The sequence below is a fragment of the Mangrovivirga cuniculi genome (genome assembly GCF_005166025.1).
Lineage (GTDB): Bacteria > Bacteroidota > Bacteroidia > Cytophagales > Cyclobacteriaceae > Mangrovivirga > Mangrovivirga cuniculi.
The window spans coordinates 3,839,478-3,853,902 of record NZ_CP028923.1; the positions used below are offsets into that span (position 1 = coordinate 3,839,478).

A 14,425-nucleotide genomic window follows, 5' to 3' on the forward strand; every position below is an offset into this window, starting at 1 on the left:
AAACTTTGGTTTTTCTTTTGAAAATTTTTGACTGAATGCGTCAATATAACGAGGAGAGCCGGGTACGTAACCCAACTATATCAGATAGTGCCCGCTAGGGGCCTCCTAGATCTGATTGCATAAAATAACGGAAGCACGACAGGAGTGTATGTCGCGAAGAATGATTTGCTATATGTTCCGTTAATATTCATCAGTTGTTCAAAATAAAGTAAATACTTTTAATAAAGCAATTACTTTCTCGCATTCGTGAACTTGTATTATTATAATCGTAATAGAAAACAAAAAGTTTTGCTTTTTGATAAAAATTTAAATTTCTTACTAAAATAAATTAAAAAATTAGCAAAATACAATACGAAAAATGTAAATATTATAATGCTTTACTATCAAAACCCAAAATATTATCCCTTAAAAATACCATTTTCAGAAGAAAAGTTGGGTAAAACTGTTTTATGCAGAATTTGACAAACTCAACACCCCTTCATGATCCATTCTGATCTTATCCCAGTCAATTAGTTGCCTGATCAAAATTTCCAGCGTTTTTTTATCTATATCAGGAAAAATCTCAACGATTTCATCTGTTGTTTTCGGATTTAAGGAAATTATTTCAAGTATATCTTTTTCAAGACTTTTGCTCTGTTGATCCCTGGATTTTTCCTGTTGTTTTTTCTTTATACATAAATCACACTTTCCACAAGGTTCTGTTCCCTGTTCTCCAAAATATTGCTGAAGGTATTGCATCCTGCACCCTTCAGTTAATTGCACATAATCTATTACTGACTGTATCTTTTCTTTTTCAATGCTTTTCTGATTTTGAAGCATTGTTTTGGTAATTGGTATTTTCTCAATATCCAATCTAGGAGTTAAGAATGTAATTTTTGGATTATCATTTTTAGGTACATAATATATGTAGTCGCGATCTTCCAGCTTCAGGAGTAAATTATGAATTTCCCTCGCCGGAACTGCTGCTGCTTTAGCTACCTTATATTCATCAATCACCATTACCTGTGAATAAATCTCTCCTCCATACATTCTAAGAATGGTCTTCAGTAACTTTTCGTAAGCTGAATTAGCGATCATGAATTTATACATCTCTTCATGACTGACCTCAAACTTAACTTTGGAAGGAGTATGAAAGGCAGTATTTAATTCCATCAATCCATATTCCGACAATAACTCAAGGACCTTAAATGTTTTGATTACATCGAGCGAATAGGTATCGCAAAATCTCGTCAGATCTATATCATAGCTTTCAAATTCAGCAGATCCGATAGCTAGTTTATAAAAATTGGCAATAGACTGATATACCTTTTTAATATATGGCAAATCGGGAAACATTGCTTCAAAGCGTTTCATGACCTGCTCAGTTTCGTTGGAATATACCAGCAATACTGCAAATGATTGTTTTCCGTCTCTTCCTGCCCGACCCGCTTCCTGGTAATATCCTTCCAGGACGGTAGGCATATCATAATGGATCACAGACCGGACATCCGGCTTATCGATACCCATTCCGAAGGCATTTGTCGCAGCAATTATTCTAATCCGGTCATTGAGCCAGTCATCCTGCCGGGCAGTACGGTCATCATTTTTTAATCCAGCATGGTAATAATTGGCTGTTACATTATGATTAACCAGGTATCGGGCGATTGCCCCGGTTTGCTTTCGACTGTTAGCGTAAACGATAGACGACCCGGGAATCTTTTTTATGATCTCCTCTAGTTTTTTATCTTTATTTTCTACCTCCCTGATTGACAATGACAGGTTGGTCCGGGCAAAAGAACCCATATAAAGATCCGGGTTATCCAATTCAAGTAAATCGATGATCTCATCCCTGACTTTTTCAGTGGCTGTGGCTGTAACCGCAATAACCGGACAACGATCGACATACTCAAAAAAATCCTTTATCTGCAGGTAGGAAGGCCTGAAGTCATGACCCCATTGAGAGATGCAGTGTGCTTCATCAATTGCGAGAAGAGAAACATCAGTTCTTTTCATTCTCTCAATAAATAACTTCGTATGTAACCGTTCTGGAGAAACGTATAAAATCTTAACAGCTCCCTGAACGGCATTTTCCAATGTGATATCAACTTCTCTCGATGACATCGATGATTGAATCGATGCCGCAGGTATTCCACGGCTTTTCAAAGCCTGAACCTGATCTTTCATCAATGCTATTAGAGGAGATACTACAACGGTCAATCCCGGTAATAAAAGTGCAGGTATCTGATAACATACAGACTTACCACCCCCTGTTGGTAATAGAGCAAGCACATCTTTACCAAACAATGCGGAAGAAATGATCTCCCGCTGTTTGGGCCGGAAATCATTATATCCCCAGTATTTACGAAGTATCTCTTCTGGAGTCATCTACCAGGTTAAAGGTTCTTTATTTAAAAATGAACTAATTCCTTTTTTACAATCGTCAGTAGCTCTTGCTTTTGCATTCATCTCTGAAGCATAGTTTAGGGCTTCGTCAAGAGAAAGATTCTGAACCTTGTGAATCATCTTTTTAGTTATGGAAATCGAATCCCCGGAATTAGTTGTATTTAATTTTTCAGCAAAAGACATCACGTAATCTTCCAGATCTTCAGCATCAATAACTTTATTAACTATCCCTATATTGGCTGCCTCCTCTGCTGAAATCAGATCTCCACTTAATAATAATTCTTTAGCTTTAGCCTCTCCTATTTTTCTGAGAAGAAAAACCAAAACCATAGCAGGAACGAATCCGATCTTCACCTCTGTATAGCCAAACTTTGCTTCCGGAACAGAAAAAGTAAAATCACATACATTGGCCAGGCCACATCCCCGGCAATTGCGTGTCCCTGAACACATGCTATGATTGTTTTTGGATAATCATAGATCATGTAAAAAAGTTCTTTCAGGTGATTAGAATCAGCAAGATTTTCTTCAAAAGTATTTGTTTGAAGGTCCTGAAGGTAGGCCAGGTCTGCACCTGCACAAAAAGCCTTCCCGCTCCCCTTTATTACTACAGTTTTTACCGAAGTCTCATCCTCCCAGGCTAAAAGCTGTCCTTTTAATTCTGAAACCAATTCCTGGTTTAGCGCATTTCGCTTTTCAGGTCTGTTTAAAGTAATTACTCCGGTACGTCCTTCAATATTAGTAACTATTGTTTTCATTTAGATAGGGTTAATGAGTGATATTCACTCAAAGTTAATCGCTTTATTCTTTTTTCCTTACCAGTGATTTCCTTTTCCGAAATTAAACTTTGGTTACCGATTAATATAATTGCATCGATAGAATTAATAAACCTTTCTTTCAAAAAATCATCATTTTGATCATTAAATAATATCAAATATGATTTCATGGTTCCCTCTTCATTAACATTCAGTATCAAATTCTTATTCGCATCCTCCTTACTATCTCTGATTTTTATCTCGCCTTCCCCATTATTATATCTATGTAATCCATCAAGGATGCCCTTTTTAAATCCAGTAAGACTTTCTTTTCCGGAATCCAATCGGTCTGCGATTCCATTCTTGCAATTAATCAACAAAACTTCATCCTGAAGTCTGACAAGTTGCAAAGGGTTGGTATTATTCTGAAGCCCGAAAATTATTCTCGAAAAAACTAAGCCTGTTAAAAGAAGAATAGAAATCGCAGTTGTGATCTTCTTTGATTTTTCGGCTATACAATTTACTAACAACAGAATCCCAATTGAAAATATCCCAAATTCGTAAACAGAAGGTTTTGGAAAATAAAGAATCCAATCTAAATCTGATAAAGAATCCATCACCCGGTGCTGGTAACTAATCAGCCAATCGACAATACCTGAGAGTACATCAATTTTGACATTTAATTTCCATAGAATAACCATTATCCAGCCTCCATATAAATATAAAGGTATCAAAATGGCCATAGGAATATTAATGAGTAATGACAATGGAGACCAGTAGCCAAAATGATAAAGCATCAATGGGAAGGTTGCGATCTGGGCAGCCAAACTAACATTTATCAATTTAAAAATATTATTCAACCAGTTAAACTGGCTTCCATAAAGGCTGTTTAATCGGGGGTACAATAATACAATACCCAGAACAGCAGCATAGGATAATTGAAAAGAAAGTCTAAAGAGATTCGCCGGATCGAAAAGGCATAAGAAAAAAGCCGATGCGAAAATACTGTTTATTACAGAATAGTTCTTATCGAGGCATTTTCCTACCCATATTAGAGTAAACATAAATGCTGCACGACAAACCGAAGGAGCAGATCCACTTAGTAAAGCATAACTCCATAAAACAAATATTCCGATAATAATTAAAGTCAGTCGAAAAAATGGAATCTTATCTTTAAAAGAAGCTATTAATTTATAAAGCCAAATCAACAACATAAAAACTAAGCCAACATGCATTCCGGAAACAGCCAAAACATGAAGTAAGCCTAATGTAGCGTATTGCTTTTCCAGTCTATCATCAAGTTCAGACCGGTCACCAAGTGACAGTGCATTGATTATGGCCCTGGAATCTTCTCTTTGTAAACCTAATTCGTTCTGAATAGCCTGCCTGATATCATATCTTAAACTGTAAATTCTATTTTTGATAGAATAGATTAATCCTTCTCTCCTTTCAATCAATTCTACCTCATGACTTTTAAGATATAATAGGCCCGTAAAACCTTCATTTAATAAATATTGCTGATAGTCAAATACTCCGGGAATCATCATTTTGTCAGGCATAAAAACCCGTCCTTTAACTTTGAGTAGGTCACCGGAATAAAATCGGTTAGACGCCGCTTGTTTTTCGATGTTTAATTTTATCCTGGACGAAGCAGGATCGCTCATTACCAATGCAGAAGCCTCAATTTTCGCTGTATTTTCTTTAGTGATGGATTCAATTTTGACGACATGTCCGTCACCCTCAATTTTGCGTAACTGAGTTCGGGTTTCTGAGGAAACAAACATGCCCGTTAAAAAAATAATTCCTAACCCAGCCAAAGAGATTAACCGGATTTTAACCCCTGTAGTAAAACTGAATTTAGGTACAAAACCAATTAGAAATACCAGTAAAACCAGGTAAAGAAAATCCTCAACACCGACAGAGTAGATCCCGGATCTTTCCAGTATAATACCGGTTATTAATGTTAAAAAGTATTTAAAGAAAGGTTGAAAGCGCAAATTTATATTCACGCCTGAAAATTAATAAGCTAATATATTAGAATGAAAAAATAGCCGTTTAAAAAGATGGTTTAGTCATTTTATAGTGCATGATATCGCATTCTTCGAATTGGTCGCCTTCTTTAGCAAACCCAAATCTACTATAAAGTGAAACTGCGGGTAATTGGGCATGAAGGTAAAGTTGCTTCCCTTCTGCCTCTGGTGTTTTCATAATATCCTGAAGTACTTCTTCAACAAGATGATGCCCTACTTTATGACCACGATATTCTTCAAGTACAGCAAAACGCTCCAGTTTGATACCATTTGAAGTGAACCTCCACCTGGCAGTGCCACAAGGTTTACCATCATAAAATGCCAGAAAATGCCTGCTTGAATCTTCAAATTCATCAAACTCATCATCAGGCTCAACGTTTTGTTCCTCAACAAAAACTTTTCTTCTGATTGCAAATACCTGGTCTAAATGACGATCTTCTGAAACGCGTTTTACTTCGATCATTTTTCAGTTTTCTTTTCTGTTTCCGATTTTTTCTTTTCGAAAGCTTTATCGTAGGCATCAATAATACTTCTAACAAGTTTATGCCTGATCACATCACCTCCATCAAAGTAAACAAATTCGATACCTTTTACATTCTTGAGAATTGACATAGCCTCCAGCAAGCCTGATCGCTGATTTTTAGGAAGGTCTACCTGAGAACGGTCCCCATTAATGATAAGCTTGGAATTAGGCCCCATCCTGGTCAGAAACATTTTCATCTGCATGGTAGTGGTGTTTTGTGCCTCATCAAGCAGAATAAAAGCATTATTTAGTGTCCGACCCCTCATATATGCCAGTGGTGCAATTTCTATTACCCGATTCTCCAGGTAATATGTCAGCTTTTCTGAAGGAAGCATGTCATCAAGGGCATCATAAATAGGTCTTAAATAAGGATCTATTTTTTCCTTTAGGTCACCCGGTAAAAACCCAAGATTTTCTCCGGCCTCTACAGCAGGTCGGGTTATAATTATTTTTTTTACTTCTTTATTTTTTAATGCTCTGACAGCAAGAGCAACAGAGATATAGGTTTTACCTGTACCCGCCGGACCAATGGCAAAGATCATATCATTATCCACGATCTTATCTACTAAAACCTTCTGATTTTTGGTTTTAGGCGTGACTTTAAATCCTTTGGTACCATATATTACAACTCCGTCAGTTGCTGCTGCAGCGACATTTTCTTCTTCCTTCTGAATGTACACGCGAACATTGTCAGACGTTACCTTACCATATTTATGATAGTGGGCCACCAGCGCATTAAGGATATCATTTATCCTTAATATTTCTGAAGTATGTCCTTTGATCTTTATTTCATTACCGCGAGATATTATCTTGCTTTTCGGAAAAGCTGCTGCGACTTCATTTATATTTGAATTATCGACTCCCAGAAAGTCAATAAGGGAGACATTTTCAAGCGTAATAGTTTTTTCTACCAAATGATTTTCAATTTATATAGTTCAATACTGAATACTAGGTAAAAATTTTTAGTTTTGCCACAACAAAATTAATCAATAATTTAAACCCTCGTATGGCAATAGTCACTTTTCTGTCAGATTTCGGTAACACTGATCATTACGTTGCAGCCGTAAAGGCTAAAATGCTTCGTGTAAATCCGGGTTTACAGATCATTGACATCTCTCATTCTGTGAGAAAACATAACCTTATTCATTGTTCATACCTACTGAAAAATGTTTTTAGAGAATTTCCTGCTGGTAGTGTTCACCTGGTCTGTGTTGCCGGAGGTCAGGAAGGCGATGGTGAATTTATTGCAGTCAAGCTGGAAGAACATTATTTTGTCGGTAGGGATAATGGATTATTTAGTTTGCTCTCTGACCATGCTTCGATGGGTGTGGTAGAATTAGCAAATAAAGCAGATCAGACTTTCCCTGAAAAGGTTGCTTTGGCCGAAGCTGCTGCCAGATTAGCCAGTGGAGAAACAATACATAATTTGGGACCACGTAAGCCAGAGATGAGAAAACTACTTAACAGGACATCCCGCGCTACAAAAAAGCAAATTCAGGGACATGTCATACATGTGGACCATTTTGGTAACCTTGTGACAAATATCCTCAAACAGGACTTTGATATCCTTACTAAGGAAAGGGGTTTCACAATTATTTTTGGCAGGGAAAAACACAATAAAATTTTTAAAAATTACAATGAAGTTGAGCCCGGAGAATGCTTTACCTTGTTTAACAGCGATGGTGTAATGGAGATTGGCATCTCTCAGGGAAATGCTTCCGAACTTCTGGGCCTTGATTTTGATAGTCCGGTGAACATCATTTTCGATGAATCCACCCCTTAGAAATCGGTTTACCTCATAAACCATACATTGCTAGCATTTGAAAATTAATTCATTTTTTTAGAAGCTCTCTGATAGACAAATTTGCGTAAGCTAAGTAAATAACTATGTCAGAGACTTTTTCACATATCATTCAGGACAACAGAATTAACGAAAAGCAAAATCTATCCCATCTTACAGAGCCGGTGGTGATACTTGATCAGGCCTGGTTTGAATTAACCGCAAAGCTGATCGAATCTACGGGTAAAAAGAATGAGATAAACAAAAAGCTTTTCTCTTTTGCATCTGAATTGTCGAGAAATATGTTTGTGAAATATTTCGAAGACAAAGAATTCAGCTTTTCAGATAAAAAGTTTACTATCTCAAGATACCTTAAAGACAGTGGGCTCGGTAATGTTGAATTATCAACCATCTCAGAAAAAGGAGGCGAAATAATTTCAACCACCTTGTGCAAGAGCTTTGATAAAGAGATCGATAAAGATTTTTTTAGCAATCCTTATGCCATGGGAGTATTGTGCGGAGGACTAAGTGCCGCTTATGATCTTGAGGAAGAAGAATCTTTTACTTATTCAAAAGTGTCTTGCAAATCGGCAGGAGACAGTTTCTGCTCATTTAAAATTGAGAGAATAAGTGAAGAGAACCCTTACTGTTATAATTCTCCGGAATGGGGTAGTTTTCAAATAGCTAATTCATTTACAGTTAATAATCATTTCGATATGATCACGGAGACAGCTATCTCACTTCCGTTTTATGGTGATCATAATGGCGAGATTCAGTGTTTAAATAACTCCTTAGTTAAAGTTTTTAGCAATTACCTGGCATTTTTCCCTTTCCTGATCTGTGAAATAGCTAAAACAGACTCTGAAGGAATGCCGGTATGTAAAAGATATAATAGATTAATATCAGATCTGTTTATTCATTTCTTCGAACATCTCTACAGGTCTGCAGAATGGAAAGGACTAACAATTGATTCTATTCATAAAAATCAGGATATGGCAGATTGCTTAATAGCATTCGTTAATGCCTTAGGTTATGGAAAGTTTATTCGCAAAAGCTACAAGGACAACACGGAGCTTTCTATTATCTGTATTAATAATTTTGAATCAAATTCACAGATCGGATCTAGGCTTATAGAGGATGAAGACCTGAGCAATTTATTTACGACAGGAATGCTCACCGGGCTGATGAGGTTCATTCAAAGTAAAAAAGATCAGAAAAAGCTCTTCAAACTGAATGGAATTGGTTTAAAATCCTTCAAAGCCGAACAATTATCTTCAAGAGTAAAAGGTGAAGATGAAGATATTTTTAGGGTTTACGCCAGGTAAACTGATGATATTGTCAGGTTAACGGATTACCTTTAAAACAAAAAATGCTAATAAGAATAGTCCGTATGAGCTTTGAACCTTCAAAGACGGAAGAGTTTGTTGAAATATTTAAGACCAGTCAGAATAAAATAAAGGCTTTCGAAGGATGTCAGCATGTTGAATTAATGCAGGACCTTGAACATCCGAATGTTTTTTCAACGTATAGTATCTGGGAAAGTGATCTGCATTTACAAAAGTATCGACATTCAGAACTTTTCAAATCAACATGGGCTAAAACAAAAATATTGTTTAACGGCAAACCTGAAGCTCACAGTTATAAAAAGAAAATAGAGTAACAGATCAAAAATTGTTTGATTTGTTTTGACGTTTTAAAAATCTTTAATCAGATTTGCAACCCGAACAAGCCAAAGTGGCGGAACTGGTAGACGCGCACGACTCAAACTCGTGTTCCTTCGGGAGTGAGGGTTCGATTCCCTCCTTTGGTACTAAAAGCTATCGGATATTCCGGTAGCTTTTTTTTATTCTTCCACATCTTTTTTCTATGATCCAGGTCATAAATAGGTAAGGGTCCTAGGCGCTATTTTTGTAAAAAAAACCAATGGTCCTTAAAAATATCATAATAAGAATTATACCCGCCCTAGGTCTTATTGCCCTTATAACAGGAATTTGGACCGGCTTACAACGTATGGGTTACTCTTTACCCATGATATCTCTTTCTGCAGCTTCTCTTCATGGACTTATTATGACAGGAAGCTTCCTGGGAACTTTACTTTCTTTTGAAAGAGCAATGATAAGTCGATATAAAATTTCATTGATCGTTCCAATTATCGCTGGAATTAGTGGTGTGTTCCTTCTTACAGGCCAAACTAATATTGGTCAGATTCTTCTATTAATCGCCAGTATCGGTTATTTGACCATTATTTTCCCTATTTATCTGAAATTCAATACACCAGATATTTTCTTCAATCTGGGAGGTCTCTGCTGGATATTGGGCAATGTATTAATTATGAAAACCGGATTGTTCCCTCAGGCTCTGCCCTGGTGGATCGGATTTTTATTTTTCACAATTTTCGCCGAACGCCTGGCTATTAGTCAGTTTTTAAAAAAATCTGTAGCTGCATCTGTTTTAAAATGGATAATCCTGGTTCTTTTCCTTTTAAGCCTGATGATACCATTTCACAATTCCGGCAATATTGTTTTTGGAATCACTTTAATACTAGCCTCTCTCTGGTTACTAAAGTTTGATATGGCGATTTTCTCTTTAAAAAAAGCTGGATGGCATCGATTCTCTGGCATTACCCTTCTTATCGGTTATGTCTGGCTGGGGATCAGCGGAATTCTTTTCCTATCTGATAAAATGGATCTATTTAATTATGATGCCAAGGTCCACACCTTTTACTTAGGCTTTGTCTTTTCCATGATCTTTGCCCATGCAACACATATTTTTCCTCCACTTTTAAAAGTAGCGGCACCTAAATTCAATCCAATTTTTTACATAATCCTGATTCTTTTTGAGGTCGCACTGATTACCAGAACTATTTCAGATCTTTTTCACCTTCCTGAAATTAGAATCTATTCAGGAATAGTTTCCGGGTCAGCGATACTCCTGTTTTTTGCTACACTTGGTATTATGACCTATCTTAAGCAAAAAGATAATTCTTAATGAATAAATCGGAAATTCCAAAATCCTGGGTTTATACTGCTTTCTTTCATCTGCTCATCGTAGCATTAATCGGGTGCTTATTAAGACTTATGTTTGTTTCTCCCGTTACCTGTGTTACTTACAAATATATCCTGCACGCACATTCACACGTAGCATTCCTGGGATGGGTATTTTCTGCCATTATGATTTTACTACTTAAAACATGGCTCCCCGGTTCTATTTCCAAATTCAGAAGTTTATTCTGGGCAATTCAATTTTCGGTGGTCGGTATGCTGATCACTTTCCCAATTAAAGGCTATTTTCTGTGGTCGATAATTTTTTCAACCCTACATATGGTCTTGGCGACAATATTCGCAATTCGCTTTTATTTAAAAACCAAATCAAAAATTCAAAAAGGTCGTACCTATGATCTAAAATTCATTTACTGGGGTTTTATTTTTATGATTATCTCTTCTATCGGACCTTTTGCCCTGGGTTATTTAATGGCTAATAACATGGGTGGATCGGATTGGTACAGCCTGTCAATTTATTTCTACCTTCATTTTCAGTACAATGGCTTTTTTACTTTCATTCTTATTGGACTTCTGATTTATTTTCTGTCTTCACGAGGAATTGATTTTTCCAAAAAGAAATTAAAATTGATTTTTTATTTAATGGTCATTTCGTGTTTTCTATCTTTTTTTCTATCGACGACATGGGTATGGAAAAACATATATGTTTATGCTATTAGTCTGATTTCTGGTATCCTTCAACTATATGCCTTTTTATTGATTATCACTGAATTAATTCGAAATGTTAAACCTAGCCGAACTAAATTTGGTCGCAGTTCAACCCTGTTAATCAGTATTTCACTGGTTATTTTAATGCTGAAAGGTATTTTGCAGCTGTTAACTGCATTCCCATATTTTGCAGAGCTGGCATTGGTATACAGGGAATTGGTCATCGGATATTTACACCTGGTATTTTTGGGCTTGATAACCCCATTATTATTTGCTTACCTTTTAATTCAAAAATCAATTATCGCTAATCTTTATTTTAGAATTGGTATCCTGATTTATTTTACTGCATTTATATTTACAGAAATATTGCTCTTTGGAGAGAGTTTATATCGCGCTTATTTTTCTAATTCCCTCCCCTACTATTTCGACCTTATTTTTGGGGCCTCTTGCCTTTTCCCCTTTGCAATCTTTATCATGCTTATCTCTCAACACTCTTCCATTATATTTTCGTATAAAAGACAAGGAAACAAGAAAGAAAAATGCCTTGGCCCAATATGATTCAAGTCATATAAAAGTGTGGATACAGGTCTTAGATTTAACTCCTGAAAGAGAGGGAGAATTTACCTTGCTGAACTTTAAAATTCCTGATTAACGAAAATAAAACCATCAATAATGAAATCTACCACTTCTATAGAAAACGAATCACTAAAATCATATCCTGAACCTGAAGTATCTGAAGCAAGTAAAAAGTATTTCAATGGAGATACTCTGGCTGCGGAAGTATGGAAAAATAAATATGCCCTAAAAAATGGTGAGGGTGAATATTTTGAAAGAACTCCGGATAATATGCATAAAAGGATTGCCAGGGAGTTCTCAAGAATTGAAAATAAATATCCGACACCATTAAAAGAAAAAGAGATTTATGCCTTGTTAAAAAATTTCAATTACATCATCCCACAGGGTAGTCCGATGGCCGGTATCGGGAATGACTTCCAGATCTCATCGCTATCGAATTGCTTTGTAATTGGTGTAGAAAACGATGCTGATTCATATGGAGCAATAATGAGTCTGGATGAAGAATTGGTGCAATTGATGAAAAGAAGAGGTGGTGTAGGATTAGATCTATCTTCCGTAAGACCAAAAGGCAGTAAAGTCCACAATTCGGCTTTAACTGCAACGGGAATCGTACCTTTTATGCATCGATTTTCTAATTCAACAAGAGAAGTAGCCCAGGGAGGCCGTCGGGGTGCATTGATGCTAACTCTTTCTTCAAAACATCCAGATGCGCTTGATTTTACAAAAGCCAAAAGGGATACTACTTCTGTAACAGGAGCAAACATTTCCTTAAAAGTAGATGACGAGTTTATTAAAGCAGTAAAAGACCACACTCAATATATTCAGCAATTTCCTTTAAATTCTGAAGACCCTAAACTGACAAAGAAAATTAAAGCTGAAGACCTCTGGGACGAGATAATAGAAGGTGCCTGGAAGTCTGCCGAGCCCGGAGTAATATTCTGGGATACGGTACAACGCGAATCACTTCCTGACAGGTATCACAAACATGGTTTCACCACTACATCAACTAATCCATGTGGTGAAATACCGTTATGCCCGTATGACAGCTGCCGGTTACTCGCTATAAACCTTTATAGTTATGTAAAAGAGCCTTTTACTGAAAAGGCAGCTTTTGATTTTGATCTCTTCAAAGATCATGTTCACAAGGCATTAAGATTAATGGATGACCTTGTAGACCTTGAATTAGAAAAAGTCGATAACATCCTGAAAAAAATAGAGTCAGACCCGGAACCTGATCAATACAAAAACAGGGAAAAGAAATTATGGACTAAAATCAGGAACAAAACAGCGAAAGGCAGACGTACCGGACTGGGAGTAACAGGCCTTGGTGATATGCTTGCCGGATTGGGTATTCAATACGGATCAGAAGCTTCCATCATCCTGGCGGAAAAAGTTCAAAAAACTCTGGCTCTTTCTGCATATTCCAGTTCCGTGAAACTCGCTGAAGAAAGAGGAGCCTTCCCGGTCTATGATGAAAATTTAGAGAAGGATCATCCGTTTTTAAACAGGATAAAAGATGAAGCCCCCGAGGTTATAGAAGGAATGAAGAAATTTGGCCGAAGGAATATCGCCATGCTTACCATTGCACCTACCGGATCGACCAGTCTTTTAACACAGACTACCTCAGGTATAGAACCGGTGTTTCGAATTTACTATACCAGGAGAAAAAAGGTCAATGATTCATCAGAAGTCACAGGAAAGCAATACTTCACCGATGAAAATGGAGATAAGTACGAAGAATTTGCAATCATTCATCACAAATTCAGAAACTGGTTAAGCTCCAAAGGCTTTACAGACGAAGAAATCACTCAATTAAAACCAAAAGATCTCGATAAGCTTATTAAAGATTCTCCCTACAGGCAGTCGAGCAGTGAACACATCGACTGGAAATCGAAGGTTAAGCTACAGGGTAAATTACAGAAATGGGTTGATCATTCGATTAGCGTGACTGTAAACCTACCGGAAAAAACCAGTCGTGAAGTGATATCCGGTTTGTACATGGATGCCTGGGAAGCTGGATGTAAAGGAATTACAGTTTACCGGGAAGGCAGCAGATCTGGAATCCTGGTTAGCGATGAAAGTAAAAAATCAACAGACTTCCAGGAGACGATAGCTCCAAAAAGACCTGAAATTCTTGATGCTTCTGTCATTCAGTTTCTGAATAATGACGAAAAATGGGTGGCAGTTGTCGGTTTATTAAACAATAAGCCTTACGAGATATTCACAGGTAGAGCTGATGACTCTTTTTCAATTTTATCTAAAGTCAAAAAGGGCAGAGTAATAAAAACCAAAGGAAAAAACGGCAAAAACAGGTATGACTTCCAGTATTTGGATGCCGACGGGTATAAGGTAACGATCGAAGGTTTATCCAGGACATTTAATGAAGAGTACTGGAACTATGCAAAATTAATCAGTGGTGTTTTACGCCATGGTATGCCACTAAAATATGCTGTAGAGATGATTGATGACCTCTACCTTGATGCCCCTACACTAAACACATGGAAAAACGGGGTTAAACGTGCTCTGCTACAATTCATTCCTGATGGTACCATACCAACTGATAATTTATGTCCGAATTGTAAATCACCTGCGATGAGCTATCAGGAATCATGCTTATTATGTAACAATTGCGGTTATAGTAAATGCGGTTAACCCTTCCAGGCTGTCAGTTTAAA

Annotated in this window: 10 protein-coding genes, 1 tRNA gene and 1 pseudogene; 7 read left to right on the forward strand and 5 right to left on the reverse strand. The window is 36.9% G+C overall.

Features of this window, described 5'->3' with window-relative positions; translation table 11 throughout:
* Positions 1–447: 447 nt before the first annotated feature.
* From DCC35_RS16825 to DCC35_RS16845, 5 genes and pseudogenes are all read right to left on the reverse strand, one after another.
* The gene (locus DCC35_RS16825; protein ID WP_137091904.1) at positions 448–2,364 is read right to left on the reverse strand and encodes a RecQ family ATP-dependent DNA helicase; all 1,917 of its coding nucleotides are present in this window, start codon (positions 2,362–2,364) and stop codon (positions 448–450) included.
* Positions 2,365–3,137: pseudogene (locus tag DCC35_RS22150) on the reverse strand (enoyl-CoA hydratase/isomerase family protein).
* A complete protein-coding gene (locus DCC35_RS16835; protein ID WP_137091905.1) occupies positions 3,134–5,143 on the reverse strand; it encodes a ComEC/Rec2 family competence protein in 2,010 nt (669 codons plus the stop codon). Before DCC35_RS16835 ends, DCC35_RS22150 begins: the two are co-directional and overlap by 4 nt.
* 46 nt (positions 5,144–5,189) lie before the next feature.
* Positions 5,190–5,627, reverse strand: coding sequence for a GNAT family N-acetyltransferase (locus DCC35_RS16840; RefSeq protein WP_137091906.1), 438 nt, complete (start codon positions 5,625–5,627; stop codon positions 5,190–5,192).
* Positions 5,624–6,601 (reverse strand): PhoH family protein, encoded by a 978-nt coding sequence (locus DCC35_RS16845; protein ID WP_137091907.1) that lies wholly within the window; start codon positions 6,599–6,601, stop codon positions 5,624–5,626. Before DCC35_RS16845 ends, DCC35_RS16840 begins: the two co-directional genes overlap by 4 nt.
* A gap of 92 nt (positions 6,602–6,693) precedes the next feature.
* Here DCC35_RS16845 and DCC35_RS16850 point away from each other — a divergent pair, with 92 nt between their 5' ends.
* The 7 genes from DCC35_RS16850 (at position 6,694) to DCC35_RS16880 (ending at position 14,402) form a co-directional block, all read left to right on the forward strand.
* Positions 6,694–7,470 (forward strand): SAM hydrolase/SAM-dependent halogenase family protein, encoded by a 777-nt coding sequence (locus tag DCC35_RS16850; protein ID WP_137091908.1) that lies wholly within the window; start codon positions 6,694–6,696, stop codon positions 7,468–7,470.
* A gap of 104 nt (positions 7,471–7,574) precedes the next feature.
* Complete coding sequence (locus DCC35_RS16855) at positions 7,575–8,792, forward strand: hypothetical protein (protein WP_137091909.1); 1,218 nt, start codon at positions 7,575–7,577, stop codon at positions 8,790–8,792.
* Positions 8,793–8,836: 44 nt separating this feature from the next.
* The gene (locus DCC35_RS16860) at positions 8,837–9,127 is read left to right on the forward strand and encodes a putative quinol monooxygenase (RefSeq protein ID WP_137091910.1); all 291 of its coding nucleotides are present in this window, start codon (positions 8,837–8,839) and stop codon (positions 9,125–9,127) included.
* A gap of 68 nt (positions 9,128–9,195) precedes the next feature.
* A tRNA-Leu gene (locus DCC35_RS16865) sits at positions 9,196–9,277 on the forward strand.
* Between the two features lie 113 nt (positions 9,278–9,390).
* Complete coding sequence (locus tag DCC35_RS16870) at positions 9,391–10,455, forward strand: hypothetical protein (RefSeq protein ID WP_137091911.1); 1,065 nt, start codon at positions 9,391–9,393, stop codon at positions 10,453–10,455.
* Positions 10,455–11,732 (forward strand): hypothetical protein, encoded by a 1,278-nt coding sequence (locus DCC35_RS16875; protein WP_137091912.1) that lies wholly within the window; start codon positions 10,455–10,457, stop codon positions 11,730–11,732. The genes DCC35_RS16870 and DCC35_RS16875 overlap by 1 nt, the downstream gene beginning before the upstream one ends.
* A 114-nt stretch (positions 11,733–11,846) precedes the next feature.
* The gene (locus DCC35_RS16880) at positions 11,847–14,402 is read left to right on the forward strand and encodes an adenosylcobalamin-dependent ribonucleoside-diphosphate reductase (protein WP_137091913.1); all 2,556 of its coding nucleotides are present in this window, start codon (positions 11,847–11,849) and stop codon (positions 14,400–14,402) included.
* The last annotated feature ends 23 nt before the right edge of the window (positions 14,403–14,425 follow it).